The following is a 25,117-nucleotide window of genomic DNA, read 5'->3' as shown; positions in this document are numbered from 1 at the left end:
CGGGGATGGGGCGATGAATGACGGGTCAAACTCTTGCCATCGTTTGCGAAAAGACCATGATCCCTGAAGATCTCCCGTTATGCCGATTCAAGGTGCCTCATATGTCGTTGAAACTCGCCATCTCCTTCGCCAAGTCCAACCCTGTGACAGGCGGCCTCGCCATCCTGCTGGCGGCTTCCGGCGCAGAGCAGCCAGCGGGCGCGATGGAGGCAGACCCAGCGGGCGTCTATGCCCGGGCCGCGAAAGTCGGCAAGTTCAAGGGCAAAGCGCTTTCCACGCTCGACATCGTCGCGCCGCATGGATCTGAATCGGATCGTCTTGTCGTGCTCGGCATGGGCAAGCCGGACAGTCTCGTTGCTCACGACTGGCTGAAGGCCGGCGGGTCGGCAACGGCCACGCTGAAAGGCGCGGAGAACGTCACCGTCTATCTCGACGCGCCGGGCATCGACGTCACCCCCAAGGCCGCTGCCGATTTCGCACTGGGCATGCTGATGCGCGCCTACAAATTCGATACATACAAGACGAAGAAGAAGGCGGATGACGACGAGGAAAAGGCGGCAAAGACCGTTAAGGTGACCATTGTCACCGATGGCGCCACTTCTGCGAAGAAGGCCTTTGCCGAAGCGGAGGCCATTGCGGAGGGCGTGGTACTCGCCCGCAATCTGGTCAACGAGCCAGCCAATGTACTCGGTCCCCTCGAATTCGCCGCCAAGGCGAAGGAACTCGAAAAACTCGGCGTCGAGATCGAGATCCTGACCGAGAAGGAAATGGCAAAGCTCGGCATGGGCGCACTTCTCGGCGTGGCCCAGGGCTCGGTGCGACCGCCGCGTCTCGTCGTCATGCAGTGGAAGGGCGGCAAGTCCAAGGACAAGCCGGTTGCCTTCGTCGGCAAGGGTGTCGTCTTCGACACCGGCGGGATTTCGATCAAGCCGGCCGGCGGCATGGAGGACATGAAGGGTGACATGGGCGGTGCCGCCGCTGTGACCGGTCTCATGCACGTGCTCGCGGCGCGCAAGGCCAAGGTGAACGCCATCGGCATCCTCGGTCTCGTAGAGAACATGCCGGATGGCAACGCCCAGCGTCCGGGTGACATCGTGACCTCGATGTCCGGCCAGACCATCGAGGTCATCAACACCGATGCCGAGGGGCGCCTCGTCCTTTGCGATGCCCTCTGGTACTGCAACGATCGTTTCGAGCCGGCCTTCATGATCAACCTCGCCACGCTGACGGGCGCGATCACGGTAGCGTTGGGCAATCAGCATGCAGGACTGTTCTCCAACGACGACACGCTGTCTGAAAAGCTGCTGGCCGCCGGGCAGGTGACCCATGAGCGCCTGTGGCGCATGCCGCTTGGCAAGGAATACGACAAGATGATCGACTCGAAGTTCGCCGACATGAAGAACACCGGCGGGCGTCTGGCGGGCTCGATTACCGCTGCCCAATTCCTAAAGCGCTTTGTCAAGGAAACGCCGTGGGCACATCTCGACATCGCCGGTACCGCCATGGGCTCGCCGAATGACGAGGTGAACCAGTCCTGGGGCTCGGGTTACGGTGTGCGCCTGCTCGACGAACTCGTGCGCGCAAATTACGAGTCGTGATCCTGGAGGCTGAGCGCCGGATGGCCGAAGTCCTGTTCTACCATCTGACCGAATCGAAGCTGGAAGACGCTCTGCCTCCTCTCCTGGAGAAAAGCGTCGAGCGGGGCTGGAAGGTCGCGGTACAAACCCGCGACCCGGAGCGGCGCGATGCGCTCGACGCCCATCTCTGGACCTATCGTGAGGAAAGTTTTCTCCCGCACGGGACGGACGAGGGGGCGTCAGCGGACCGGCAACCGGTTCTGCTCACCGTCGAGCACGAAAACCGCAACTCGGCCAGCGTTCGATTCCTCGTCGACGGTGCCGAGCCGCCCGCCGACCTGACATACGACCGCGTGGTCTTCGTCTTCGATGGCTACGACACCGAGCAGCTCGAGGGTGCCCGGTCGCAATGGAAACGGCTGAAGGCCGAAGGACATAGCCTGACCTACTGGCAGCAGAGCCCCGAGGGGCGGTGGGAAAAGAAGGCGTAGGGGCCGCTTGCAGATCGCCTCTGTCAGGCGAGATCCGTGCGCCGAAAATCCTCGCCGACATAGAGAAGGGCTGCACCGGATGCCTTGGCACCCGCATAGGAAAAGCAGTCTCCGAAGTTGAGACGGGCCGGATGGCGGCCCTTGCCGTAGCGCGAGAATGCGTCGAGTGCGCAGAGCGCCGTGTCGCGCAGGATTTCGGCCTTCAGTTCGGCGAGGAATTCCTCGACGAAATCAAACGCCTCCTCGACGGTCTTGGCTGTTCGCGAGCTGATCACCACGGTTGTTTCGTAGATTACGGTGGCGGAGGTGGAAAAGGGCGTCGGCGAATTCGCCATGCGATCGAGAAGATCCTGGCGTCGCGGGGCGTCGGTGAGGATCTCCACCAGCGCCGAGCTATCGATGAATATCGGGATCGCCCCACATTTCGTCGAGGAAAGCCTTCTCGTCGAATGGCTCCAGGCTCTCGTAGGCGGGCATGTTGTGTTTCGCCCGTATCTTCTGCAGTCGCTCGGCCAGCGGCGACCGCTGCTCATCCTCTCGCACCACGCGCTCCAGCGCCTGCCGGATCGCGTCCGTCTTGGTCGGGGCCTTGAGGATTATCTGCGCCTGCTCGGCGAGCTGGTTCACCCGTTCGTCGCGCACATAGAGCGGCATGGCGTCACCTCTTGAATATACGCGATGAAGGTATTGTATATTCCGAGTTTCGACAAGGATGGGCCGGCACTCAGCCGGCCATGCCCTCTTCATACTCGGCCGAAAGCTCGAGCCACTGCTCTTCCGCAGCCGAAAGCTTGGCGGCCGCTTCGCCGCGCTGCTTGGCCTTTTCTGCCGCCTTGGCCGGGGCCTTTTCGTAGAGCGCGGGATCGGCGAGCTCCTTGTCGAGCGCCTGAATCAAAGTCTCCAGTTTCTTCGTCAAGGCTTCGACTTCGTTGATCTTTTTCTTCAGCGGCGCGAGGCTTGCCCGCCTGTCGGCAGCAGCCTTGCGCTGCTCCGCCTTGTTGACGGTGTCTGCGCCACTGTCGCCCTTGTCCTTCTCGGCAGGCTTCTTGCCCGCCGCGATGATCAGGCCGCGATACTCCTCCATGTCGCCGTCGAAGCTGGTGACGGTCCCATTGTTGACCAGCCAGAGGCGGTCGACGGTCGCCTCGATCAGGTGGCGGTCATGGCTGATCAGGATGACGGCGCCCTCGTAGTCGTTGAGCGCCTCGATCAGCGCCTTGCGGCTGTCGATATCGAGATGGTTGGTCGGTTCGTCGAGGATCAAGAGGTTCGGCGCGTGAAAGGCCGCAAGCCCCATCAGCAGACGGGCCTTCTCGCCGCCCGAGAGATCCTTGGCAGCCGTTTCCATCTTCTCGGTCGCAAGGCCCATCTGCGCGACGCGGGCCCGCACCTTCGCTTCAGGTTCGAGCGGCATCAGGCGGCGCACATGGGCGACCGGGCTTTCGGTCGGAATGAGGTCGTCGAGCTGATGCTGGGCGAAGAAACCGATCTTCAGGCTCGACGCGGTCTTGAGTTGTCCGGCCTGGGCTTCCAGTCGTCCGGAAATGAACTTGGCGAAGGTCGACTTGCCGTTGCCGTTCGAGCCGAGCAGGGCGATCCGATCGTCATTGTCGATGCGCAGCGTGAGGTTTTTCAGGATCGGCTTGCCCGGCTCGTATCCAACCACGCCGCCGGAGATGGAGACGATCGGGGAGGCGGGCTGCTTCTCGGGCTTCGGGAAGGTGATCGGATGGACGTGATCCTCGATCACCGCTGCGACCGTCCCCATGCGCTCCAGCGCCTTGATGCGGCTCTGCGCCTGCTTGGCCTTGGTCGCCTTGGCGCGGAAGCGGTCGATGAAGCTCTGCAGATGTTTGCGCGCAGCGTCGTTCTTCGCCTTTGCCTTGGTCTGCAATTCGTCATTCTCGGCCTTCTGCCGCTCGAAGCTGTCATAGCCGCCGCGATAGAGGGTGAGCTTCTGCTGGTCGAGATGGATGATCGAATTGACGGCGGTGTTCAGGAGATCCCGGTCATGGCTGATGATGATGACCGTATGCGGATAGCGCCGCACATAGTCTTCGAGCCATAGCGTGCCTTCCAGGTCGAGATAGTTGGTCGGTTCGTCGAGCAGAAGCAGGTCCGGCTCGGCGAAGAGCACCGAGGCGAGCGCCACGCGCATACGCCATCCGCCGGAAAAGGACGAAGCCGGGCGCAGCTGCGCCTCGTGGTCGAAGCCAAGGCCCGACAGAATGGTCGCGGCGCGCGCTTCCGCCGAATGGGCACCGATATCGGCGAGCCGTGTCTGGATTTCGGCGATCCGGTGCGGATCGGTCGCGGTCTCGGCCTCAGCCAGCAGGGCTGCCCGTTCCTTGTCGGCGGCGAGCACGATCGAAATCAGCGAGTCTTCCGTGCCGGGCGCTTCCTGCGCCACTTGGCCGATCTTGGCATTCTTTGGAATCGAGATGTTGCCGCTTTCGGAGGCCAGATCGCCCGTGATGATGCGGAATAGCGTCGATTTGCCCGCGCCATTCTTGCCGACCAGGCCGGCCTTGGTGCCGGCCGGCAGGGAAACGCTGGCATGGTCGATGAGCAGGCGGCCGGCAATGCGGGCGGAGATGTCGTTGATCGTGATCATGGCTCTGGCTTTTGGCCGATGTCACGGCCAAAGGCAAGCGGGCGAGGGTGGCCCAGTCGGGCCCGTCAGGCGATCTCGTCAGGCGACCTGACGCTGTCCTGGCTTGTAGCCGATGATCGGCTGGCGTGGATTCTGTCGGGCGAGCATCGTCGCAGTCTTTGCAATGGCGAGCCAGCTCGTCGGATCGGCCGCCTCGTGCGCCATGGCGTGACCGATGGCGAGCGGCAGCCCGCCGACACCCGGCGAGGTCTCAGAGGCAAAGACGAGGTTGTTTTCGGCCGTCGTGAACAGGCGTTCGGCGATGATATGCGCCTCGTCGGCATTGATGCCCTCGAAGACGAAGGCAAAGGTGTCGGCCTCGATCCGGGCTATGAAGTCGTGCTTCTTGATCGCCTTTCGAAAGATACCGGCCAGTCCCTTGATGAGCTTGCTCACGGCCTCGTCGCCATACTGGTGCTGCAGACCGGGAAGATCGAGGATCTCGATCAGCACGAGTGCGCTCGGCTTGGCAGGCGAAGCCGTGGCATGAACCTCCTCCAGCGTCTGAAAGAGGCTGATGCGGTTGGCGAGGCCCGTCAGATGATCGCGCTTCATCGCGGCCTGCGAGGCCCGAATGGCACGGTCCGCGGCCTTCAGGCTCTCGAGCCCTCGGGCGACATCGGAAGACAGCACGGTCTCGGCCTTGACCATGTCTCCGGCGATCGAGGAGAGCAGATCCAGCTCACCCAGCAACTGGTCGATGCCGACAGTGACATCCTCGCGGATCGAGCGGATGACGCCTTCCACCGAATTGGTGAAGGCCCGTTTCTGCGTGACGCCGAGCGACAGCTGATCGCTGAGGCGCGTCAGTGTCTTCAGCATTTCGTCCTGCAAGCGCTCGGCAGAAACGCCGCAATGGGCCGAGAGCCGGTGTTTGAGGCCGATCTGGTCGAGGGCCTGTTGCGACGGCCGTGAACCGAGCGCTGCAAGTTCGCGCGCAAGATCCGGATTGCCGCCGGTGAAGGCTTCATGCACCAGTTCGAAATTGCGCGGCAGGCCGGCGATCTGGTGCTTCAGCATGAAGACCGTGATCTTCTGCAATTCCTCGCTCGCGCCATGCGCTGCGCCCGTCTGCTGTACCCCTTGCATCTGTCGATCCCGGTTCCCGATCCCTTTGCGGGGCAGTCTTCTTCAGGATAGCTGCAGATTTCGTTAAGCCCGGCGGGCTTGAGCGAGAGTTGGTTAGCCGAGCCTGAACGCCGACCGCCTGCCGGTCAGCAATACGCCTTGCCTTCGCTGCGGACGAAATAGATGAGATCGAGACTGAGGCTCGGCTTGCCGAGTGAGGTCAGGCCGGCATGCACCTGGCCGCGGTGATGTGTCTGGTGGTTGAAGACATGGGTGAGGGCGGGCCAGAGCTTTTGCTCGACGACTTCGGAAGAGGAGACCGGCGTGTAGGCGAAATTGGCCTCGATCCGCTCCGGGGTGAGGCCTCGCACATAGCGGATGATGCGCTGGTCATCTTCCAGCCGCGCCGCGTGCAGGTCTGCAAAGTTATCATAGGGCCGCTCGTCGAGCGCCTTCGGCTTCGGACCTTCGCCGGTGAAGCGGTTGAGCCAGATTCGGTCGGCGGTGATCAGATGGCTGAGAGTGGCAAAGATCGAGCCGAAAAATGCGCCGGTGTTGCGGTGCAACTCTTCCTCTGACAGCTCCGCTGCCGCAGCGTAGACGAGCCTGTTGGCCCAGGCATTGTAGTCGGCGAGCATATGGTAGTTCTGCATCTCGTACTCCTGATAAGGTCCAGGCGCAGTCTAGACGGGTTTCACCGAAAAGGGGCTGATGGGTCCCATGAAAATTGCTGATTTGCATCCCGCCGCGGGATGGGCTTGTCTGGCGCGCAACGTCAGGAGAAATCGATGACCATCACGCTTTATTCGCTCTGCGGTGCCGATGTCGCCCGTCCCTTTTCGCCGCATTGTTGGAAGGTGGTGATGGCGCTGCATCACAAGGGCCTCGCCTTCGAGGAAAGGCCTCTGGCCTTCACTGTGGTCCCGACTGTCGAGAATGGCGCCTCGAAGACCGTGCCGGTCCTGCGGGATGGACAGGAGTTGATCTCCGACAGTTTTCGCATCGCGCAATATCTGGAGGAGGCCTATGCGGATGCGCCGAGCCTCTTCGGCGGGCAGGGCGGTATCGCTGCGTCGCGTCTGGTGGAAGGCTATTCGCAGCACGTCGTCCATGGAGCGATCACCCGCATCGCCTTGATCGACATTCACGACATGCTGGACCCGGTCGACCAGGCCTATTTTCGCAAGAGCCGGGAAGAACGGCTGGGGCGCAGTTTCGAAGAGATGGCAGCGGGACGGGATGCTGCAATCGCAGCACTGCCCGCAGCCCTCCAGCCGCTCCGCCACACGCTTTCCTTCCATCCCTTTGTGGGCGGTGCGACGCCGCTCTTCGGGGACTACATCCTCTTTGGCGCGCTGCAATGGCTGAGGATCACAACCGGCTCCATTCATCTGCCGCCGGACGATCCGGTGAGCCGCTGGTTCGATCGTTGCCTCGACCTTTACCAGGGGGTGGCCCGGGCAGTGGCCTGAGGGGGCGGAAAAGCCTTGAATGTGACGCCGGCGTGAAATTCGTGGACCCCTCTTGTCTTCGTGATTCGGGGCGGGTAGATACCGCCCACTTTCCCTGACAGACAAAAGGATGAGACAGATGGCGATTGAACGCACCTTCTCGATGATCAAGCCCGATGCCACCAAGCGCAACCTGACCGGTGCGATCACCAAGGTCTTCGAAGACAACGGCCTGCGCGTCGTTGCTTCCAAGCGCGTATGGATGAGCCAGCGCGAAGCCGAAGGCTTCTACGCCGTTCACAAGGAACGCCCCTTCTTCGGCGAACTGGTTGAAGGCATGACCTCCGGCCCGACCGTCGTTCAGGTTCTCGAAGGTGAAAACGCCATCCTGAAGAACCGCGAGATCATGGGCGCCACCAACCCGGCCAATGCCGACGAAGGCACGATCCGCAAGATGTTCGCCCTCTCGATCGGCGAAAACTCGGTTCACGGTTCGGATGCTCCGGAAACCGCTGCTGAAGAAATCAAGTACTGGTTCGCCGACACCGAGATCGTCGGCTGAATCAAGTCCTGAGGCGTCAGCCTCAAGCGATTGGAAGAATTGATGAACCGGAGCCGAAAGGCTCCGGTTTTTCGTTGCGGAGTACCCCGTGTCGTGGTGCCGCTTCAGGCAGCCGGACATTTTTCCTCCTTGGCATAGTCCACCGTCCCGTCGTCGCCATAGACCTCCGGATTTGGGGTGTAGACCGGCCCCACCACGAGTGCCTTTCCGGGCATGATGGTCTGGTTGAGGCTTGATGTCAGCGTCGTGTCGATTGTCTGCAGCACCTTGCCCGATCCGTCGAGGATACGGATCGAGACCGCATAGGGCCGGTCCTTGACGACGCAATACACCGGCGGGCTTTCCAGCGACACCTTCTCCCAGAAGGGGAAGATCTTTGCGCGCGTGACGAGTGGAGCGCCGCCGGCAGGGTTCTCGAATGTGGTCTCGACGAAGCTCGGGTCGGGCAGCGGCCCGTTGCGTGCGAGCGTCACGACATAGGTTGCCTGCGCAACGCGATAGTTGAAGATGAACACCTTGCCGGAGAGCTTGAGCGGCTCGTCCAGGTCTTCACGCTGGCAGCCCGCCAAACTCGCGAGCCCCAGGAGCAGGGCAGCACAGATCGAGACCGCCTTCATGGCGAGACCTCCTTCTTTTTCCGATGATAATGGCGGTTTGCCTTCACCCGGTTGCCGCAGACGGCCATGTCGCACCAGGTTCGACTGCGGTTCTTGCTGCGGTCCATGAACAGCCAGCCGCAATTGCCGCAGATCTTCATCCGGTCCGGCTGTGGCTCGCAGATCAGCCCAAGCGCCGAATGGGCGGTCGCAGCCTCCAAGCTGTCATCGCTGGCGGCGGCGCGGAGTGCGGTGGCACAGGCCTCCAAGAGGTCGGCAAGCTGTATGCGACTGTCCTCTCCAACAATGCGGCGGCGGAAATAGCCGTCGATTGCCTCGCGCAAGTGCAGAAACAGCGCTTCGTTTTCCGGAGCGACTGGCCGCAGCCCTCCAAATCTCTCGTGTTCCGCAGAAAGCCGCGACGCCGCTTCCGGAAAAGCGGCCAGCTGCTCCGGCACGGCGAAGCGGTCGCAGCGTCCGTCTGGTTCATGCCGGAGGATGACGCTGTTGGCGACATCGAGCGCCAGCGCACCACCGGCAAAGCGGTGAGGGGTCCAGGAGAACTTCATGGACTCAATATAACTAGTAAAAGCAATTTTGACAGTTATAAATGTGCAGAGAGGATCTGATGGCCTACCTGCTGCAACAACTCCTGAACGCATTGCCGATGGCGAGCCTCTATGCCTGCCTGGCATTCGGCTATGCACTCGCCTTCGGGGTGACGAAGCGGCCCGACATCACCTTCGGCGCGCTCGTCGCCTTTGCGGGGCAGATCTGCCTGTTGTTCACCGATTACGGCTGGAACCGCCTCTATCTCGTCCTTCCGGCAGCGCTCGGCCTTGGCCTTGTCTCAGGCCTCGCCTACACGCTGCTTGCAGCGTTGTGGAACGCGCGTTACGTGATGCTCCCGTTGCACAACAGGTCCCCCAACGCAGTGATCGTCGCTGCGCTCGGCGTCGTGCTGCTGCTGTCGGAGGGTGCTCGTCTGGCGCTCAACACCCGCAGTCTCTGGCTGCCGCCGATGGGCCAGCAAATGGTGACACTCTTGGCGGTCGATGGAGTGGCAATCGGCCTCACCAGACTGCAGCTGCTGCATATTGGCCTGATGGCAGGGCTGGTTGTGGGCGGCCATTGGCTGCTGACGGCGAGCCGGGCAGGGCGCCTGTGGCAGGCAGTCTGCCAAGATCCTTTGGCCGCGCGCCTCATCGGCGTCGATGCCGACCGCATCTTCGTTCTTTCACTGACAGCGGCGGCAGTTTGTGCCGCCTTGGGCGGCCTCTCCGCAACCGCACTCTATGGAACCATGGATTTCGGTGCCGGTCTGATGTTCGGGCTGAAGGTGGTTCTGATCGCAGCCGTCGGCGGATATTCCCGTCCATTGCATTCGGCAATGGGTGCGGCGGCCGTCGCCTTTGCCGAGCAACTCTGGGGCGTCTATGGCCCACTGGTCTGGCGTGACGCCGTAATCATCTCGGGGCTCGTCTGGCTGCTGGTGCTCAGCCGCCGCGAACGCCTTACGCCTTGATCCAGCGATCCCGTGCGCTGTCGTCGGCATCCTTGGCATCGACCCAGGCACCACTATTTCCATCTTGCCCATGTTCCTTCTTCCAGAAGGGGGCAGAGGTCTTGAGGAAGTCCATGACGAAGTTCGCGCCGTCGAAAGCCGCCTGCCGATGGGGAGCAGCCGCGATGACGAGCACGATCTGGTCACCGGCTTCGATCCGCCCGAAGCGGTGGACGGCGGTGAGGCCGAGCAGCGAGAAACGCTCGATCGCAAGTTCGCAGATCCGCAGCATCTCGGCCTCGGCCATGCCGGGATAGTGTTCGAGTTCGAGGGCCGCCAGCGTGCCGGCCTCGTCGCGGCACAGGCCGATGAAGGAGACGAGTGCGCCGACATCGTGGCGCCCGACCGTCAACATCCGCGCTTCGACGGCCGCGTCGAAATCATCCCGCTGGACTCGGATTGTGGGTATGGGCTTGCCGGTCACGGTCATAAACTCCAGCGGCGGGCCTCTTAGCCCCCGGTCATCGGCGGAAAGATGCCGATTTCGCGGGCGCCCGCGATCGATTCGTGGTGCTCGACATGTTCCTGATTGACCGCCACGCGGATCGCCTTGGGGAAGCGGAGAGCCTCCTCGTATCCTTCGCCGAGCGTTGAAAGCCAGGAAACCAAGTCGCCGGCCGTCTTCACCTCGGCCGGGATGTCGAGCTCTTCCTCACCCTTGCCGATCCGCTCACGGACCCAGGCGAAGTAGACGATCTGCACCATCTCAATCCACCATGTGCTTCGCACCGGCGCGGAAATAGTCGTAGCCGGTGTAGATGGTCAGGATCGCCGCGATCCAAAGCAGCGAGATGCCGATTTCGGTCGTATAGGGCAGCACCTTGTCGCCAGCCGGTCCGGCGAGCAGGAAGGCGAGCGCAAACATCTGCGCCGTCGTCTTCCACTTGGCGATCTGCGTGACGGGAACGCTGACTTTGAGCGCAGCCAGATATTCCCGCAGGCCCGATACGAGGATTTCGCGGCAGAGAATGGTGATTGCGGCCCAGAGCGACCAGCCGGCGATTGTGCCGTCTGCAGCCATCAACAGCAGCACCGAGGCGATCAACAGCTTGTCGGCGATCGGGTCGAGCATCTTGCCGATATTGGAGGTCTGGTTCCAGATCCTTGCCAGATAGCCGTCCAGATAGTCGGTAATCGACGCGACGATGAAGATTGCAAGCCCGGTCCAGCGGGCGAAGTCGGAGCTCTGCAGGCGACCTTCCAGGAAGAAGCAGACGACGATCAGCGGCACGGCGATAATGCGGGCGTAGGTCAGGAGATTGGGGATGTTGTAAGCGCGCGAAGCCATGATGCCCTGTCTTTAAACTCTGGTGCTCTAAGTGATGTGATGGATTTCCGTCTGGGCCGTCAACTCAAGAATTCTGAACCGTCTGTATCATCATCTCGACCCCGGATGCGTCGTTTCCGTGTCAGTCACCGCTGCTTTCGTGAAAATGGTTGTAGATCAGGCGCGCGACGGCTTCGGAAATGCCCTCCACGGCCATAAGATCACTGACGGCCGCCCGCGACACGGCCTTCGCCGTGCCGAAATGTTGCAGCAGCGCCCGCTTGCGGGTCGGGCCGATGCCGCCGATTTCGTCGAGCGGGTTCTTCACCATTTCCTTCTTGCGTCGTGCCCGGTGCGAGCCGATCGCGAAGCGGTGCGCTTCGTCGCGCATGCGCTGGATGAAGTAGAGCACCGGATCACGCGGGGGCAGGGTGAAGTCCGGCTTGCCCTGGACGAAGAATCGCTCGCGGCCTGCATCGCGGTCGACGCCCTTGGCGACCCCGATGGCGATCACACTGTCGGTGATGTCGAGTTCGTCGAGGATCTTGCGTACGGCCGACATCTGCCCCTGGCCGCCATCGATCAGGATGACATCCGGCCAGGCTGGGAAGGCCGTGTCGGCACTGTCCTCGGGCGCGGCACTGCGATCCGGCTTGCCTTCTTCCTTCAATAGACGAGAGAAGCGCCGCGTCATCACTTCCCGCATCATACCGAAGTCGTCGCCCGGCGTGATGTCCGTCGATTTGATGTTGAACTTGCGATACTGGCTCTTCACGAAACCTTCCGGCCCCGCGACCACCATGCCGCCAACCGCATTGGTGCCCATGATGTGGGAGTTGTCGTAAATCTCGATCCGGCGCGGCACGTAAGGCAGCTGGAAGGTCTCGGCGAGACCCGCCAGCAGGCGTGATTGCGAGGCCGTCTCGGCGAGCTTGCGGCCATGCGCTTCGCGCGCATTGGAATTCACGTGGTCGACGAGATCCTTCTTCTCGCCGCGCTGCGGAACGCTGATCGCGACCTTGTGACCGGCTTTTTCCGAAAGCGCCGTGGCGAGCAACTCCTGCTCGTCCACCTCTTCCGACAGGAGGATCAATCGCGGCACCGGCTTGTCGTCGTAGAACTGTGCAAGGAAGGAGTTGAGCACTTCGGCCGCGCTGAGCTGCGGATCGGCCTTGGGGAAATAGGCCTGGTTGCCCCAGTTCTGGCTGGCCCGGAAGAAGAAGACCTGAATGCAGGAAAGTCCGCCCTCGTGATGGATCGCGAAGACGTCGGCTTCCTCGACACCTGCCGGGTTGATGCCCTGGTGGCTCTGGACGTGGCTAAGGCCAGCAAGACGATCGCGAAACACAGCGGCGCGCTCGAAGTCGAGGTCTTCGGCTGCCTCGTTCATGGCGCGGGCCATGGCTTCCTTCACGTTCTGGCTCTTGCCCGAGAGGAAGTCCTTGGCTTCGCGCACGAGGCCGGCATAGTCCTGATCGCTGATCTCGTGTGTGCAGGGCCCCGAACAGCGCTTGATTTGGTAGAGCAGACAGGGCCGCGTGCGGCTCTCGAACACGCTGTCGGTACAGGTGCGAAGCAAGAACGCCCGCTGCAGCGAATTGATCGTGCGGCCAACGGCGCTCGCCGAGGCGAAGGGGCCAAAATAGTCGCCCTTGCGGGCGCGCGCGCCGCGATGCTTGTAGATGGCAGGCGATCGGCTGTCGCCGGTGATCAGGATATAGGGAAAGCTCTTGTCGTCGCGCAAAAGCACGTTGAAGCGGGGGCGCAGGCGCTTGATCAGATTGGCTTCGAGCAGCAGCGCCTCGACCTCGGTCCGGGTCGTGACGAATTCCATGTGCACGGTATCCCGTACCATGCGCGACAATCGGTTTGAATGCACACGGCCCTGGGCATAATTGCTGACGCGCTTCTTCAGGCTGCGCGCCTTGCCGACATACATGACCTCGCTGTCCTTGTTCAGCATGCGGTAGACGCCAGGCGCATTCGGCAGTCGCTTGACGAATTCACCGATCAGATCGGCGCCGGTCAGGCCGGTCTCGTCGAGCCCATCGACATGCCAATCGATCTCGATGCCGGGGCGGGTGACATCCACCTCCACCACGACGTCCTCGTCATCGTCTTCCGTACCGTCATAGAGTATGCCGCCATCAGGCAGCTTTCCTCCATTCATTCATTGATCTCCGTGCCGTGCCAAATCAGATGCTGGCCTCCATCCAAGGCGATCATTTGGCCGGTGATCGACGGCGTGTCAAAAAGAAAGCGGATCGTGCGGCCGAATTCGTCGAGCGAAGGGCCGCGCTTCAGCGGAAGGCTGTCCACCTGCGCCTGGAAGTCCTCCGGCCGCTGCCGCTCGGAGATCAGTGTCGGCCCGGGACCGATCGCATTCACCCGGACACGCGGCGCAAACGCCTGGGCAAGTGTCTTGGTGGCTGTCCAGAGTGTGGACTTCGAGAGCGTATAGGAAAAGAAGGTGGGCTTCAGTGCCAGCACCCGCTGGTCGATGATGTTGACGATCAGCCCCGATCTGTCCGGCGGCAGCGCCTTCACGAGGGCGCCGCTGAGAATGGCGGGTGCCCGCACATGCACGTCGAAATGCCGATCGAAGAGCTGGGCGTCGAAATCGACGGCAGTATCGTCTTCGAAGATCGACGCATTGTTGACGAGAAGCCCGACGGGGCCGAATTCCGCGACCGTCCGGGCAAACAGTGTATCAATCTCGGAAATGTTACCGAGATCCGCTTGAAGCGCGATTGCCTGCTTTCCCTGCGACCGGAGGTCTCTTGCGAGGGCTTCCGCTTCCTCCAGCGAGGCGTTTGCATGCAGGGCAACCGCGAAACCATGTGCAGCCAAGTCTTCCGCTATGGCGCGGCCAAGTCGTTTCGCGGAACCGGTGACCAAAGCCACCTTGGGGATGCCGTTTTGCATCGGATTACCTTGCGTCATCAGGGTTGGTGCGCTGCATATATGGCACCCCCGCGAGATTTAAACAGCGTGATGCGGAATCTTGGCGGGTATTCAGCTTGCGATACGGGGAGTACAATTTCAGTATAACTTTAGAGAGCTTCTGAGTAATTCTGTAAACTATTTGTTATGGTTAACAAATAGTTTGTGTCTTTTAAGCAACGTCCCGATTTGGTCACGGCTGCGCCACAATGAATTCACATTTCGGCTCTTTCAATTCCTCATTTCGCCGCCAAATGTACAGTCGGAACGGGCAGGGAATACCCAATAACGTTCAGGCCGCCGTTGGTTCTGATTGAAGTGCGGCCCGGAACTGTAAAGGAGAGTAATATGCGTAACCTCAAGATCATGCTTCTGGCATCCGCCACCACCGTCGTCGCTTTCGCCGCCCAGGCAGCTGACGCCATCTATCAGGCACCGGAAGCGCCGGTTGCTACCGAATCCTATTCTGCACCGGCCGGCAACTGGTCGGGTGCATATGTCGGTGGTGGCATCACCTACGACATGGGCAAGTTCACCGGCTCGACGGACGGCCGTGACGCCGATGGCATCGGCGGCACCGTCTATGGCGGTTACAATATGCAGAGCGGTTCCATCGTATACGGTGCGGAAGCAGACCTGAGCTATGCCGGTGAAGACGGCTCTGCTGGCAGCCAGGCTCCGGTCGGCGCGCTCAAGGGCACCCAGGGCGTCAACGGCTCGGTCCGCGGCCGCGTCGGTTACGACCTCAACCCCTTCCTCGTCTATGGTACGGCCGGTGTGGCTGTCGCCAACCACGAGCTCGAAGGCGGCGGCTCGAACGACGAGAAGCTGGCAGCCGGTTACACGGTTGGCGCCGGTGTCGAAACCTTCGTCACCGACAACATCACCGCCCGCGTCGAATACCGCTACAGCGACTACCAGAAGCGCGACTTCAGCCTTGGTGGTTCGACCGTCTCGCGCGGCTTCGATGACCATTCCGTCAAGGTCGGCATGGGCGTGAAGTTCTGATCACCCGATCAGTCCTGATAAAGAAAGCCGGGAGCGATCCCGGCTTTTTTTGTGTCGAAGCGACGGCGAGAGACGTTCAGGCCTTCGGGCGAAGTGCCGGATAGGGCTCGAAATGCTTGGCGAACTTCGCCGGCCATTCGGTGAGCGCGGCCCGGCCCTGTTCCCACTCGCCGGGAAAGCGCAACATCAGGTATCCCAGTGTGGCGGCGAGCGCGAAATGCCCGCCATGCAGCTTCTTGGCCGTCTTCGGCAGATGTCTGTCGAGATGGTCGAGGCTGCGATTGATCTTCGCCCATTGCCGCTCGATGACGTCCTGACTGACCAGTTCCGGCGGCCGCAAGCGCTTTTCATAAACGATGGCCAGCAGGCAGTCGGCGATCCCGTCCGCGAGCGCTTCCAGCACTTCTGCCTCGGTCCGCTTCTCGTCCTTCTTGGGATAGAGCCGCTTGTCCGAAAGTCGGTCGAGGTAGTGCATGATCGCACGGCTGTCGAAGATCGCAGTGCCATCCTCGGTGATCAGCGTCGGGATCTTGCCGAGCGGATTGGGGTCGACCAGTTCAGACGGGTTTTCCGCCGTGTTGACACGAACTTCCTCCAGTTCGATGCCGAGATGGCGGGCAGCCATGCGCACCTTGGAGGAATAGGGCGAGGCTGGCGCGAAGAGCAGCTTCATGACGGTTTCCTGTGGCTCTCGTTGCGCAATCAGCGCATGGGCGGGATGATGATCTCTGATCGGCGGCAGGATCGGCTGTCGACCTCCGGGCAAGACCGGAAACCGAGCGTTCTGTCGAGGCAGATCCTGACTTCGTCGACTCTCTCCCTATCACAGGTGACAGAGACTGCCGAGCGGGGCAGCCCCGGATTGCTACGGATGAAGTCGGCTTCGACCGCCTGCGGGGATGTCCGGGTTGACGCATCGACGTCGGAAAGCTCGTCCGGAATGCGTATTCTATCATGGGCTTGGCGGACGAGCTTGAAGTAGTCGCTCATGCCGAGGCCGGAGCAGGAGCCGTGCTTGCGCCACTGATGCCCGATCAGCCCCATGCTCGGCATGATGTCCATGACCGTGCGTCCGATCCGCTCGGGCACGCGGCTTCCCTCTGGTGTCGGGCAGTTCTCCGGCCAACCTTTTTCGTTCTGCGGCCAGAGCCCGTGCACGACCCAGCTGAAGTCTTTGTCTGCACCGCATTGCTCGCGATTGCGGCCCGCCGCCTCGCTGTCGCAGAAGGTCGGCGACCAGGAGAGTGCGAGCACATAGAAATCGAAGCCGCTGCCCTGCGGAACGGCCGAAGCCTGAACGGTCGGCGCTTCTGCCTTTTCGTTCTTCTGCTGGGGGGCAGAGGCCTGCGATGAAGGCGCGGGGTCAGGACGATCAGCAGGAGCATCGGCCGGCAGGAAACTGTAGACCGCGGCGGCCGCAAGCATCAGGCCGAAAGCGATGAAGCCGGTATGGCGTCCCATGCGAGCCCTCTTATCACTCTTCCCCACGCAGCCAGAAGCAACGATGAGAGGCATAACGATCCTGCGCCATCAGCCGCTTCAGCTCGGGGAGAACCAGATGCATCTCGTCCTTCAGCGTAAAGGGCGGATTGACGATGACGAGGCCGGTGCCAGACAGCCCGGTCAGCTCGCGGTCGCTCTTCACATGCAGCTCGGCGCAGAGCATTTTGGGAATACCCAGCGCCTGCAGCGCCTCGTGGAATTCCTTGATCGGTGCGCCCTTCTTGATCGGATACCACAAGCAATAGACGCCCGTGCCGAAACGCCGATGCGCCTTGGCGAGACCGTCGACCAGCCGCTCATATTCGCCCTCGATCTCGAAGGGCGGATCGACCAGCACGATGCCGCGCTTCTCCTTCGGCGGTAGATGCGCATTCAACGTCAGCCAGCCGTCGAGTTCGGTCACGCGGACCTGAAAATCACCCTCGAATTGCCGGGAGAGCGCTCGCGCGTCTTCTGGATGGAGTTCCATGGCCGATAGCCGGTCCTGAGGTCGAAAGAGGTCGCGGGCCAGTTTCGGCGAGCCGGGATACTTCTGCAGCGGGCCACCGGCCTGGCGATCCGGGTTGAGCGCCTTCACCGCATCGAGATAGGGCGCCATGATCTCGGCGACCTTTTGCGGCAGCTCGGCATCTATCACCTTGCCGATACCCTCCAGCCATTCCCCGGTCTTCTGCGCTTCGTCGGAGGAGAGATCATAGAGCCCGATGCCGGCATGGGTGTCGAGCACGCGGAACGACTTGTCCTTCTGCTGCAGATAGACAATCAGCCGCGACAGCACGAGGTGCTTGAGCACATCGGCAAAATTGCCCGCGTGATAGATATGGCGATAATTCATGAGCGCTTCCGATGGCATCGATGATTTGTTCGAATGGGGCTTTTGAGCATTCCGGCCATGGCCTATAACCGGCCCATGAACATTGAGAGCCCCATCCGAAACCGGTCGGTCGGTCATACGGCCTGTCCGCATGACTGTCCATCCACCTGCGCCCTCGACGTCGAACTGACCGAGGATGGCCGCATCGGTCGTATGCGCGGGGCAACCGGGAACAGCTACACGGCCGGCGTCATCTGCGCCAAGGTCGCACGGTATGCCGAGCGCCTCTATCATCCCGACCGCCTGATGAAACCGGTGCGCCGCGCTGGCGCCAATGGCGCAGGCCAGTGGCAGGACGTCACCTGGGAAGCCGCCCTCGACGAGATCGCCGATGCCTTCGTCAAGGCCGAGCAGCGCCACGGCTCGGAAGCCGTCTGGCCTTATTTTTACGCTGGCACCATGGGCCTCGTGCAGCGCGACTCAATCGAGCGTCTGCGCCACGCGAAGAAGTATTCCGGCTTCTTCGGCACGATCTGCACCAACATGGCCTGGACCGGTTACGTGATGGGCACCGGCACGCTGCGCGGTCCCGACCCGCGCGAGATGGCCGTCTCCGATTGTGTCGTCATCTGGGGCACCAATGCGGTCGCCACCCAGGTCAATGTTATGACCCACGCCATCAAGGCGCGGAAAGACCGTGGCGCCAAGATCGTCGTCGTCGACATCTACGACAATCCGACGATGAAACAGGCCGACATGGCCTTGATCCTCAAGCCCGGCACCGATGCGGCGCTCGCCTGCGCTGCCATGCACATAGCCTTCCGCGATGGCTATGCCGACCGCGAATACATGGCGAAGTTTTCAGATGATCCGGCGGGGCTCGAAGCGCATCTGAAGGACAAGACGCCGGAATGGGCATCTGCCATCACCGGCCTCTCGGTGGAGGAGATCGAAGCCTTCGCCCGCCACGTCGGCCAGACGAAAAAGAGCTATTTCCGTCTCGGCTACGGTTTCACCCGCAGCCGCAACGGCGCCGTCTCCATGCATGCGGCCTTGTCGCTCGCAACCGTGCTCGGCTCCTGGCAATATGAGGGCGGCGGCGCCTTTCATTCCAACAGCGATATTTTTCAGCTGAACAAGGCGCAGCTGATGGGCACCGCCATGGTCGACCCCGATATCCGAATGCTCGACCAGTCGCAGATCGGTCGCGTCCTGACCGGGGACGCCGGGGCACTGCGTCATCGCGGACCGGTCACCGCCATGCTCATCCAGAACACCAATCCGGTGAATGTCGCGCCCGAACAGCGGCTGGTGAAACAGGGCTTCCTGCGCGACGATCTCTTCGTCGCCGTGCACGAGCAGTTCATGACTGAGACGGCGGAACTGGCCGACATCGTCCTCCCCGCCACCATGTTTGTCGAACACGACGACATCTATCGCGGCGGCGGCCAGAGCCATATCCTGCTCGGACCGAAGCTTGTCGATGCGCCACCGCTCGTGCGCACCAATCTCTTCGTCATCGAGGGACTGGCCAAACGCCTTGGAGTCGCGGATCGCCCGGGCTTTGGAAAAACTGAGCGCCAGCATATCGAACACATGCTCTACATCAGCGGCAAGCCGGATTTCGATACGCTGATCGAGGACAAGTGGCTCGACTGCCAGCCGGCTTTCGACGACGCGCATTATCTGAACGGCTTTGGCCACCCGGACGGCAAGTTCCGCTTCAAGCCGGATTGGGAAAATACGCCCGCCCCGAACAAGCCGCCGGCAAAGCTCGGTTCGCTCGGCCCGGTTAAATCGCTGCCGGTTTACCCCGATCAGGTCGACCTGATCGAGACCGCCGATGCCGAACATCCCTTCCGGCTCGCCACGTCTCCGGCGCGCAACTTCCTGAATTCCACATTTGCCGAGACCAAGACCTCGCGCGACAAGGAAGGCCGCCCAGAGGTCATGGTGAACCCCGCCGATGCCCTGAGCCTGGGCCTTGCCGATGGCGATGTCGTCGAACTCGGCAATGTCAGGGGTGAACTCCGCATCCATGCGAAGATCACCGAGGCCGTGAAGCCGGGCGTGCTCGTGGCAGAAGGCCTCTGGCCGAACAAGTCCCATCTCGACGGCGAGGGGATCAACGTTTTGACCGGTGCCGATCCGGCCGCCCCCCATGGCGGCGCTGCGTTCCACGACAACAAGGTCTGGCTGAGAAAAGCATAAATATGAGCATATTCGACAAGTCCCGGATCGCGATCCTGGAAGACAAGACGCTATGGAAAGGCTGGAGCCATCTGCGCGGCATCACCTTCGATTTCTTCCGCGAGGGCAGGACGCCGCACAGGCTCTCCTGGGAAGTCTTCGACCGCCGCAATGCCTCGGCCATTCTCCTGCACAATGTCGAACGCGACACCGTCACCCTGGTGCGCCAGCTGCGCATCGCAGCCCATCTGAGCGGCGAACATCCCTATCTGCTCGAGGTGCCAGCAGGCTTCATCGACGACGGCGAAACAGCCTTGCAGGCGGCAGTCCGCGAAGCGCGCGAAGAAACCGGCTACCAGATCGCGAGGGCCACCCCCGCCTTTGCCGCTTTCATGTCGCCCGGCTCTGTCACTGAGAAACTCCACGGCTTTTACGCCTCCGTCACCGACGCCGAACGGATCGACGAAGGTGGCGGCCTGGACGACGAGCAGGAGGATATCGAAGTGGTCGAGATCGCCTTCACGGAAGCCATGGAAATGGTCGAGGCCGGCGAGATCATCGACGCCAAGACGATCATGCTGCTGCAATGGGCGGCGTTGAGGCGGAGCGGGGGCCGCTTAATCGTCCATCGATGCGATGTAGCCGCCGGTCTGCCGGGCCCATAGGCGGCTGTAAAGGCCTCCCGACCGGAGTAGGTTGTCCGGCGCCCCTTGCTCAATGATGCGTCCCCTGTCGAGCACGACAATGCGGTCCATGCGTGCGATCGTCGACAGCCGATGGGCGATGGCGATCACCGTCTTGCCCTCCATCAAGAGGTCGAGCTTTTCCTGGATGGTCGCCTCCGCCTCGCTGTCGAGAGCAGAGGTCGCTTCGTCGAGCACGAGGATCGGTGCGTCCTTGAGGAGCACCCGCGCAATGGCGACCCGCTGCCGCTGGCCGCCCGACAATCGCACACCCCGGTCGCCGACGAAGGCGTCGCGTCCGGTCCTTCCTTCGCCATCTTTCAGTTCGGCGATGAAGTCGGCAGCACTCGCGCCGCGTATCGCCGAGGTAACCTCGACTTCGCTGGCTCCGGGGCGACCGTACAGGATGTTGTCGCCGATCGAGCGATGCAGCAGCGACACATCCTGCGTGATGTAGCCGATCGATTGCCTGAGGCTCGCCTGCGTCACGCGGGCAATATCCTGACCGTCGATCAGGATACGCCCTCCCTTGACGTCGAAGAGCCGCAACAGGAGGCTCACCAGCGTCGTCTTGCCGGCACCGGAGAGGCCAACGAGCCCAACCTTCTCGCCTGGGTGGATGTGAAGCGAGAGGTCCTGGAGAACTGGCGTTTCGTCCCGGTAGCCGAAGTCTACCTGCTCGAAACGGATCTCACCCTGTGTGACGGCGAGCGGTCGTGCACCGGTGGCGTCGACGACACTGGGCGCGTTCGTCATGACGGGCATGGCATCGCGGATCGTCCCTACGGCTTCGAATATCTGCTGGCCCATGCTGAGGAAGCCGCGCGAATTGGCGGACAGGCGTTGTGTCAGGGTGATCGCGGCCACGAACTCGCCGATCGAGACGAAACCCCGCACCAGACCCCAGACGCTGACGGCAAAGATCGAGAGAAACAGCAGCACATTCAGCGTGATCACGGCCATGTCTGACAGAATGCCGATCTGGCGCTCCCGGTATTGCGCCTCCATCGATGTGCCGATTGCCCTGCGCAGGGCGCCGGCCTCGCTGTCTTCGGCTGCAAAGAGTTTTACGGTCTGGATATTGCTGTAGAGGTCCGTCATCGAGCCGACCAGCCGGCTGCGAGCCTTGGCCGATTTCCTGGCGGTCCCGGAGAATTTCGGAATCGCCCGATGGGCAACGAGCGCGTTGGCCGCGATCCAGATCACCACGGGAATGGCGAGCGGCCACGACAATGTGATCATCAGGGCGAGCGAACCGATCAATTGCACGATGAAGTTCGGCAAGAGCCAGATGGCGACCGCGAGCTGCTGCTTCACGGCAGACGCGACCTGGGCAATCCGCGTCGCGACCTGTCCCGCAAAGAGGTCGTGAAAGAAGGCGAGATCCTGCCGCTCAACAGCCTTGTGCCCGTGCCACTGGATGAGCGCAGGCATGGCGACGCTCAGCACATGCGACCCAAGCGCATTGCAGAGGAAGCTCATCAAGGGCGTCACAGGAAAGAACAGCACAAGGAACAGGACGAGCGCCGTCTGATGTTCGCGCAGATATGGGACCGCCCCGCCTTCAGACACACCGTCGACCAGATGCGACACGCCCCAGATGACGGCAAGATTGGAGATCTCGATCGCCGCGCTGAGCACGAGGATCGATATCAGCGGCCCCGGCGCGTATCGGGCGAAATGATAGAGAAGGCGGAACGGTCCACCATCCGGCATGGTCTTGAAAGGGATGTCGAGCGGCCGGAGAAGGGTCTCAAACGGACGAAACAGACGATTTGAAAAGGCCATAGGAAACACTGCGCTGAGGACTAAAATGCCAAGGTCGAAAGCAATCTTCGGCAGTAGAACATGAGTCTATGGCATCAGAAAGTTGTCAGTTGCGCTGGATGAGATGAAGCCCTTGGCGTACGGCCGCCTAGAAGCTTCCCTTCACACCGGCCGTCATCATAATCGACTGGTAGTCGGTCGCAGCACCATCGTCGAAGCTGCCGCTTGCGCCGGTAACGGTGTTGCGGACACGGGCATCGCCACGTGTCTTGAAGATCTGCTGGAAATCACCGCCAACATAGATGGCGGCCGAGGGAAGGATCCTGTAGTCGGCAGTGACGGTCGCCCCCATCATCGGCGCAAGGTCCATCGTGTCGGTGAAGCGCAGGTCGCGCATCCAATGGTCGTCGACACCCTTGTATCCGAGTGCTGCGCCGCCGCGCACAACGCCGGAAAGCGTCAGGGCACCGATACGTTGCTCGGCATTGGCGCTGAGAAACAGCGTCGGAATCCGCTGCTCGTAGGAAATGCCCTTCTCGCCGTCGGCGAAGTCGCCGACCGTATCGTGCAGCGTCACGTCGCTATAGATGTAGCTGCCGCCGCGGGCCGTCCATTTGACATTGGTATAGCCGACGCCACCGCCGACCCCGAGCCGGGTGGCGCCGGTATCAACCAAGGCTCTCTCGGCCTCCAGCAGGACGTTAATGTAGCGGTCGAGTTCGGTGTCTGGATGCAGCGACTGGTGGGTCCAACCGGAATAGGACGTGCTCAGCCAGTCCCAGTCTTCCATATAGCCGTCGCCGCCGAGCCCGACATCGAGCCGGCCCTTCAGCCGCCATGCATAGCCGATATCCACCTCACCGCCGATTGTGCCGGTCTTGACGCCCTTGCTCTCCCAGTCGAGCTGGCTGATCTTGCGGTTGCCACTGTAGACGTATTCACCGGCCTTGATATTGGCCATGCCGATGCCGGCAAAGTAGCGGAAGGACCCGTCCGACTTGCCGAAGCGCGCATCCTGGGCGGAGACAGGAGCGGCGGCGAGGACTATACCGGCGAGGGCGAGACCGGAAGTGACGAGTCTGTTCAACATTTGCTGACCGTAACGATGCGATAATCGTTACGGTTGCATGTTTATGGTTAAGAGATTGCTACCGGAGGGGCGAGCTTCCTCAACGTTGCGGCCAGCTTTACGCGCTGATCAGCCGCGCGCGGGCATCCGTCTCGGAGGTCAGCCGCTCGACGCTGCCATCGGCACGCATGAAGACGCTGCCGGAGGCAACCAGCTTCAGTGCCGCCGCATAGGTCTGGTGCTCGACAGTCAGCACCCTTGCGGCCAGGCTGTCGGCGGTATCGTCGATCATGACAGGCACGACGGACTGCGCGATGACCGGCCCTTCGTCCATGCCTTCGGTGACGAAATGCACGGTGCAGCCCGCAACTTTCATGCCGGCATCGAGTGCCCGCTGATGGGTGTGCAGGCCCGGGAAGAGCGGCAGCAGGGAAGGGTGGATGTTGAGGATCCTGCCTTCATGGGCGCGGATGAAGTCGCCCGAGAGAAGGCGCATGTAACCCGCAAGGCAGATCAGGTCAGGGTCGATCTCGGAAAGCGCGCCGAGGATTGCCGCCTCATGCTCGGCCTTGGAACTGAAGGTCTTGCGCTCGAACACGCGTGTCGGAATGCCGAGCGCTTCCGCCTTGGCGAGGCCACCGGCCTGAGGCTTGTCGGAAAAGACTGCGACGATTTCGGCCGGATAATCCGCCGCTTCGCAGGCCTTGGCCAGCGCCAGCATGTTCGACCCGCCGCCGGAGATGAAGGCGACGACGCGTTTGCGGCTGCCGCTCATAGGGCGAGCGTACCCTTGTAGGTCACGCCATGCGTGCCCTCTTCGCGGGTGATCATACGGCCGAGACGCGCGACGGTCTCACCCTCTGCTTCGAGCGCCTTGGTGACTTCGTCGACCTTGTCAGCAGAGACCACGACGATCATGCCGATGCCGCAGTTGAAGGTGCGCAGCATTTCGTTCTGGGCGACGCCGCCGGTCTTGGCGAGCCAGGAGAAGACGGCCGGGACCTGGAAGGACGAAAGATCGATCTCGGCAGCGAGGTGCTTCGGCAGCACGCGCGGAATGTTTTCCGGGAAGCCGCCGCCGGTGATATGGGCGAGCGCCTTCAGCGACTTGGTTTCCTTGATCGCCTTCAGAAGTGGCTTCACATAGATGCGGGTCGGGGTGAGAAGCGCCGCACCCAGCGACTGGCCCTCGGCAAAGGGAGCGGCGGCATCCCAGGAGAGACCGGAGAGCTCGACAATCTTGCGCACCAGCGAGAAGCCGTTGGAATGCACACCCGAGGAGGAGAGGCCGAGGATCACATCGCCTTCGGCAATGTCGCCCGCAGGCAGCAGTTCGCCACGCTCGGCGGCACCGACAGCGAAACCGGCAAGGTCATAGTCGCCCTTGGAATACATGCCGGGCATTTCGGCGGTTTCCCCGCCGATCAGCGCGCAGCCCGCCTCGCGGCAGCCGGCGGCAATGCCTTGGACGATCGCCGCACCCTGATCCGGGTCCAGCTTGCCGGTGGCGAAATAGTCGAGGAAGAGCAGGGGTTCGGCGCCCTGCACGACAAGATCGTTGACGCACATGGCCACGAGGTCGATGCCGACGGTGTCGTGGATATTGGCGTCGATGGCGATCTTCAGCTTGGTGCCGACGCCGTCATTGGCCGCGACCAGGATCGGATCCTTGAAGCCTGCAGCCTTCAGGTCGAACAACCCACCGAAGCCGCCGATCTCGCCATCCGCACCCGGACGACGGGTCGACTTCACCGCCGGCTTGATCTTCTCGACCATCAGGTTGCCGGCATCGATATCGACGCCCGCATCGCTATAGGTCAACCCGTTCTTGCCAGCCTGGCTCATGCCTGCCTCCGATCCTGCGAGAATTTGGGCTGGCCATGGCATGAAGAGCCCGCAGATGCAAGCTGC

At 62.0% G+C, this 25,117-nt stretch carries 27 protein-coding genes; 8 read left to right on the top strand and 19 right to left on the bottom strand.

What is annotated here, in order from left to right:
* Positions 1–101 precede the first annotated feature (101 nt).
* Both E9677_RS14305 and E9677_RS14300 read left to right on the top strand, forming a co-directional pair.
* The gene (locus E9677_RS14305; RefSeq protein ID WP_136558737.1) at positions 102–1,598 is read left to right on the top strand and encodes a leucyl aminopeptidase; all 1,497 of its coding nucleotides are present in this window, start codon (positions 102–104) and stop codon (positions 1,596–1,598) included.
* Between the two features lie 20 nt (positions 1,599–1,618).
* A complete protein-coding gene (locus E9677_RS14300; protein WP_136558736.1) occupies positions 1,619–2,068 on the top strand; it encodes a DNA polymerase III subunit chi in 450 nt (149 codons plus the stop codon).
* A gap of 23 nt (positions 2,069–2,091) precedes the next feature.
* On the opposite strand, the gene E9677_RS14295 is transcribed toward E9677_RS14300, so the two are convergent.
* The 5 genes from E9677_RS14295 to E9677_RS14275 form a co-directional block, all read right to left on the bottom strand.
* Positions 2,092–2,451, bottom strand: coding sequence for a type II toxin-antitoxin system VapC family toxin (locus tag E9677_RS14295; RefSeq protein ID WP_235882954.1), 360 nt, complete (start codon positions 2,449–2,451; stop codon positions 2,092–2,094).
* Positions 2,452–2,461: 10 nt separating this feature from the next.
* A complete protein-coding gene (locus E9677_RS14290; protein ID WP_136558735.1) occupies positions 2,462–2,722 on the bottom strand; it encodes a type II toxin-antitoxin system VapB family antitoxin in 261 nt (86 codons plus the stop codon).
* A 70-nt stretch (positions 2,723–2,792) separates the two neighbouring features.
* Positions 2,793–4,682: a ribosomal protection-like ABC-F family protein gene (abc-f, locus tag E9677_RS14285; RefSeq protein ID WP_136558734.1), complete on the bottom strand. Its 1,890-nt coding sequence runs from the start codon at positions 4,680–4,682 to the stop codon at positions 2,793–2,795.
* Between the two features lie 78 nt (positions 4,683–4,760).
* A complete protein-coding gene (locus E9677_RS14280; RefSeq protein ID WP_136558733.1) occupies positions 4,761–5,810 on the bottom strand; it encodes a GGDEF domain-containing protein in 1,050 nt (349 codons plus the stop codon).
* A 125-nt stretch (positions 5,811–5,935) separates the two neighbouring features.
* Positions 5,936–6,442 carry a DinB family protein gene (locus E9677_RS14275; RefSeq protein ID WP_136558732.1) on the bottom strand — a complete coding sequence of 169 codons (507 nt, stop codon included), beginning with the start codon at positions 6,440–6,442 and terminating at the stop codon, positions 5,936–5,938.
* Positions 6,443–6,577: 135 nt separating this feature from the next.
* On the opposite strand from E9677_RS14275, the gene E9677_RS14270 reads away from it, so the two are divergent.
* Complete coding sequence (locus E9677_RS14270) at positions 6,578–7,261, top strand: glutathione S-transferase N-terminal domain-containing protein (protein WP_136558731.1); 684 nt, start codon at positions 6,578–6,580, stop codon at positions 7,259–7,261.
* A gap of 118 nt (positions 7,262–7,379) precedes the next feature.
* Positions 7,380–7,802 carry a nucleoside-diphosphate kinase gene (gene ndk / locus E9677_RS14265; protein ID WP_102021392.1) on the top strand — a complete coding sequence of 141 codons (423 nt, stop codon included), beginning with the start codon at positions 7,380–7,382 and terminating at the stop codon, positions 7,800–7,802.
* A gap of 104 nt (positions 7,803–7,906) precedes the next feature.
* On the opposite strand, the gene E9677_RS14260 is transcribed toward ndk, so the two are convergent.
* Together E9677_RS14260 and E9677_RS14255 are read right to left on the bottom strand one after the other, a co-directional pair.
* On the bottom strand, positions 7,907–8,419 hold the full coding sequence (locus E9677_RS14260; RefSeq protein ID WP_136558730.1) for a hypothetical protein: 513 nt from the start codon (positions 8,417–8,419) through the stop codon (positions 7,907–7,909).
* Positions 8,416–8,967: a CGNR zinc finger domain-containing protein gene (locus tag E9677_RS14255; protein ID WP_136558729.1), complete on the bottom strand. Its 552-nt coding sequence runs from the start codon at positions 8,965–8,967 to the stop codon at positions 8,416–8,418. The genes E9677_RS14260 and E9677_RS14255 overlap by 4 nt, the downstream gene beginning before the upstream one ends.
* 59 nt (positions 8,968–9,026) lie before the next feature.
* Here E9677_RS14255 and E9677_RS14250 point away from each other — a divergent pair, with 59 nt between their 5' ends.
* The gene (locus tag E9677_RS14250; protein WP_136558728.1) at positions 9,027–9,923 is read left to right on the top strand and encodes a branched-chain amino acid ABC transporter permease; all 897 of its coding nucleotides are present in this window, start codon (positions 9,027–9,029) and stop codon (positions 9,921–9,923) included.
* Here the strand turns inward: E9677_RS14250 and E9677_RS14245 are convergent.
* From E9677_RS14245 to E9677_RS14225, 5 genes are all read right to left on the bottom strand, one after another.
* On the bottom strand, positions 9,913–10,392 hold the full coding sequence (locus tag E9677_RS14245) for a molybdenum cofactor biosynthesis protein MoaE (protein ID WP_136558727.1): 480 nt from the start codon (positions 10,390–10,392) through the stop codon (positions 9,913–9,915). The genes E9677_RS14250 and E9677_RS14245 overlap by 11 nt on opposite strands.
* Positions 10,393–10,412: 20 nt before the next feature.
* Positions 10,413–10,667 carry a molybdopterin converting factor subunit 1 gene (gene moaD / locus E9677_RS14240; RefSeq protein WP_136558726.1) on the bottom strand — a complete coding sequence of 85 codons (255 nt, stop codon included), beginning with the start codon at positions 10,665–10,667 and terminating at the stop codon, positions 10,413–10,415.
* A gap of 1 nt (position 10,668) precedes the next feature.
* Entirely contained in the window at positions 10,669–11,250 is a 582-nt protein-coding gene (gene pgsA / locus E9677_RS14235) for a CDP-diacylglycerol--glycerol-3-phosphate 3-phosphatidyltransferase (protein WP_136558725.1), read from the bottom strand.
* Positions 11,251–11,371: 121 nt separating this feature from the next.
* Positions 11,372–13,399: an excinuclease ABC subunit UvrC gene (gene uvrC / locus E9677_RS14230; protein WP_136558724.1), complete on the bottom strand. Its 2,028-nt coding sequence runs from the start codon at positions 13,397–13,399 to the stop codon at positions 11,372–11,374.
* A complete protein-coding gene (locus E9677_RS14225; protein WP_136558723.1) occupies positions 13,396–14,154 on the bottom strand; it encodes an SDR family oxidoreductase in 759 nt (252 codons plus the stop codon). The genes uvrC and E9677_RS14225 overlap by 4 nt, the downstream gene beginning before the upstream one ends.
* A 366-nt stretch (positions 14,155–14,520) precedes the next feature.
* Between E9677_RS14225 and E9677_RS14220 the strand changes: the two genes are divergently transcribed.
* Complete coding sequence (locus E9677_RS14220; protein WP_136558722.1) at positions 14,521–15,180, top strand: outer membrane protein; 660 nt, start codon at positions 14,521–14,523, stop codon at positions 15,178–15,180.
* Between the two features lie 76 nt (positions 15,181–15,256).
* Here E9677_RS14220 and E9677_RS14215 read toward each other — a convergent pair whose 3' ends face one another.
* The 3 genes from E9677_RS14215 to E9677_RS14205 are packed head-to-tail and all read right to left on the bottom strand — an operon-like array spanning position 15,257 to position 17,518.
* A complete protein-coding gene (locus E9677_RS14215; RefSeq protein ID WP_136558721.1) occupies positions 15,257–15,853 on the bottom strand; it encodes a glutathione S-transferase in 597 nt (198 codons plus the stop codon).
* Positions 15,854–15,882: 29 nt separating this feature from the next.
* Positions 15,883–16,641: a ribonuclease T2 family protein gene (locus tag E9677_RS14210; protein WP_136558720.1), complete on the bottom strand. Its 759-nt coding sequence runs from the start codon at positions 16,639–16,641 to the stop codon at positions 15,883–15,885.
* A gap of 13 nt (positions 16,642–16,654) precedes the next feature.
* The gene (locus E9677_RS14205) at positions 16,655–17,518 is read right to left on the bottom strand and encodes a 23S rRNA (adenine(2030)-N(6))-methyltransferase RlmJ (RefSeq protein WP_136558719.1); all 864 of its coding nucleotides are present in this window, start codon (positions 17,516–17,518) and stop codon (positions 16,655–16,657) included.
* Positions 17,519–17,593: 75 nt separating this feature from the next.
* On the opposite strand from E9677_RS14205, the gene E9677_RS14200 reads away from it, so the two are divergent.
* Entirely contained in the window at positions 17,594–19,708 is a 2,115-nt protein-coding gene (locus tag E9677_RS14200) for a molybdopterin-containing oxidoreductase family protein (RefSeq protein WP_408014732.1), read from the top strand.
* A gap of 2 nt (positions 19,709–19,710) precedes the next feature.
* Positions 19,711–20,352 (top strand): NUDIX domain-containing protein, encoded by a 642-nt coding sequence (locus E9677_RS14195; protein ID WP_136558717.1) that lies wholly within the window; start codon positions 19,711–19,713, stop codon positions 20,350–20,352.
* Here E9677_RS14195 and E9677_RS14190 read toward each other — a convergent pair.
* The 4 genes from E9677_RS14190 to purM form a co-directional block, all read right to left on the bottom strand.
* On the bottom strand, positions 20,305–22,158 hold the full coding sequence (locus E9677_RS14190; RefSeq protein ID WP_136558716.1) for an ABC transporter ATP-binding protein: 1,854 nt from the start codon (positions 22,156–22,158) through the stop codon (positions 20,305–20,307). The two genes, E9677_RS14195 and E9677_RS14190, sit on opposite strands and share 48 nt — an antisense overlap.
* 127 nt (positions 22,159–22,285) lie before the next feature.
* Positions 22,286–23,227, bottom strand: coding sequence for an omptin family outer membrane protease (locus E9677_RS14185; protein ID WP_136558715.1), 942 nt, complete (start codon positions 23,225–23,227; stop codon positions 22,286–22,288).
* A 97-nt stretch (positions 23,228–23,324) separates the two neighbouring features.
* Entirely contained in the window at positions 23,325–23,981 is a 657-nt protein-coding gene (purN, locus tag E9677_RS14180; protein ID WP_136558714.1) for a phosphoribosylglycinamide formyltransferase, read from the bottom strand.
* On the bottom strand, positions 23,978–25,051 hold the full coding sequence (purM, locus tag E9677_RS14175) for a phosphoribosylformylglycinamidine cyclo-ligase (protein ID WP_136558713.1): 1,074 nt from the start codon (positions 25,049–25,051) through the stop codon (positions 23,978–23,980). The genes purN and purM overlap by 4 nt, the downstream gene beginning before the upstream one ends.
* Positions 25,052–25,117: the final 66 nt, after the last annotated feature.

Source organism: Peteryoungia rhizophila (genome assembly GCF_004912145.1).
GTDB lineage: Bacteria > Pseudomonadota > Alphaproteobacteria > Rhizobiales > Rhizobiaceae > Allorhizobium > Allorhizobium rhizophilum.
The sequence above is the reverse complement of the archived record's forward strand: the minus strand, read 5'-3'. Positions and strand labels throughout refer to the sequence as shown.

What these genes read in the sequence shown, in the direction of transcription:
- E9677_RS14260 (WP_136558730.1), bottom strand. Translation starts at nt 8,419, where the DNA reads ATGAAGGCGGTCTCGATCTGTGCTGCCCTGCTCCTGGGGCTCGCGAGT.
- E9677_RS14190 (WP_136558716.1), bottom strand. Translation starts at nt 22,158, where the DNA reads ATGGCCTTTTCAAATCGTCTGTTTCGTCCGTTTGAGACCCTTCTCCGG.
- purN (WP_136558714.1), bottom strand. Translation starts at nt 23,981, where the DNA reads ATGAGCGGCAGCCGCAAACGCGTCGTCGCCTTCATCTCCGGCGGCGGG.
- purM (WP_136558713.1), bottom strand. Translation starts at nt 25,051, where the DNA reads ATGAGCCAGGCTGGCAAGAACGGGTTGACCTATAGCGATGCGGGCGTC.
- E9677_RS14275 (WP_136558732.1), bottom strand. Translation starts at nt 6,442, where the DNA reads ATGCAGAACTACCATATGCTCGCCGACTACAATGCCTGGGCCAACAGG.
- E9677_RS14300 (WP_136558736.1), top strand. Translation starts at nt 1,619, where the DNA reads ATGGCCGAAGTCCTGTTCTACCATCTGACCGAATCGAAGCTGGAAGAC.
- E9677_RS14205 (WP_136558719.1), bottom strand. Translation starts at nt 17,518, where the DNA reads ATGAATTATCGCCATATCTATCACGCGGGCAATTTTGCCGATGTGCTC.
- E9677_RS14245 (WP_136558727.1), bottom strand. Translation starts at nt 10,392, where the DNA reads ATGACCGTGACCGGCAAGCCCATACCCACAATCCGAGTCCAGCGGGAT.
- E9677_RS14225 (WP_136558723.1), bottom strand. Translation starts at nt 14,154, where the DNA reads ATGCAAAACGGCATCCCCAAGGTGGCTTTGGTCACCGGTTCCGCGAAA.
- E9677_RS14185 (WP_136558715.1), bottom strand. Translation starts at nt 23,227, where the DNA reads ATGTTGAACAGACTCGTCACTTCCGGTCTCGCCCTCGCCGGTATAGTC.
- E9677_RS14210 (WP_136558720.1), bottom strand. Translation starts at nt 16,641, where the DNA reads ATGGGACGCCATACCGGCTTCATCGCTTTCGGCCTGATGCTTGCGGCC.
- E9677_RS14305 (WP_136558737.1), top strand. Translation starts at nt 102, where the DNA reads ATGTCGTTGAAACTCGCCATCTCCTTCGCCAAGTCCAACCCTGTGACA.
- E9677_RS14200 (WP_408014732.1), top strand. Translation starts at nt 17,594, where the DNA reads ATGAACATTGAGAGCCCCATCCGAAACCGGTCGGTCGGTCATACGGCC.
- E9677_RS14195 (WP_136558717.1), top strand. Translation starts at nt 19,711, where the DNA reads ATGAGCATATTCGACAAGTCCCGGATCGCGATCCTGGAAGACAAGACG.
- E9677_RS14250 (WP_136558728.1), top strand. Translation starts at nt 9,027, where the DNA reads ATGGCCTACCTGCTGCAACAACTCCTGAACGCATTGCCGATGGCGAGC.
- E9677_RS14290 (WP_136558735.1), bottom strand. Translation starts at nt 2,722, where the DNA reads ATGCCGCTCTATGTGCGCGACGAACGGGTGAACCAGCTCGCCGAGCAG.
- E9677_RS14255 (WP_136558729.1), bottom strand. Translation starts at nt 8,967, where the DNA reads ATGAAGTTCTCCTGGACCCCTCACCGCTTTGCCGGTGGTGCGCTGGCG.
- pgsA (WP_136558725.1), bottom strand. Translation starts at nt 11,250, where the DNA reads ATGGCTTCGCGCGCTTACAACATCCCCAATCTCCTGACCTACGCCCGC.
- E9677_RS14220 (WP_136558722.1), top strand. Translation starts at nt 14,521, where the DNA reads ATGCGTAACCTCAAGATCATGCTTCTGGCATCCGCCACCACCGTCGTC.
- abc-f (WP_136558734.1), bottom strand. Translation starts at nt 4,682, where the DNA reads ATGATCACGATCAACGACATCTCCGCCCGCATTGCCGGCCGCCTGCTC.
- E9677_RS14280 (WP_136558733.1), bottom strand. Translation starts at nt 5,810, where the DNA reads ATGCAAGGGGTACAGCAGACGGGCGCAGCGCATGGCGCGAGCGAGGAA.
- E9677_RS14215 (WP_136558721.1), bottom strand. Translation starts at nt 15,853, where the DNA reads ATGAAGCTGCTCTTCGCGCCAGCCTCGCCCTATTCCTCCAAGGTGCGC.
- ndk (WP_102021392.1), top strand. Translation starts at nt 7,380, where the DNA reads ATGGCGATTGAACGCACCTTCTCGATGATCAAGCCCGATGCCACCAAG.
- moaD (WP_136558726.1), bottom strand. Translation starts at nt 10,667, where the DNA reads ATGGTGCAGATCGTCTACTTCGCCTGGGTCCGTGAGCGGATCGGCAAG.
- E9677_RS14270 (WP_136558731.1), top strand. Translation starts at nt 6,578, where the DNA reads ATGACCATCACGCTTTATTCGCTCTGCGGTGCCGATGTCGCCCGTCCC.
- uvrC (WP_136558724.1), bottom strand. Translation starts at nt 13,399, where the DNA reads ATGAATGGAGGAAAGCTGCCTGATGGCGGCATACTCTATGACGGTACG.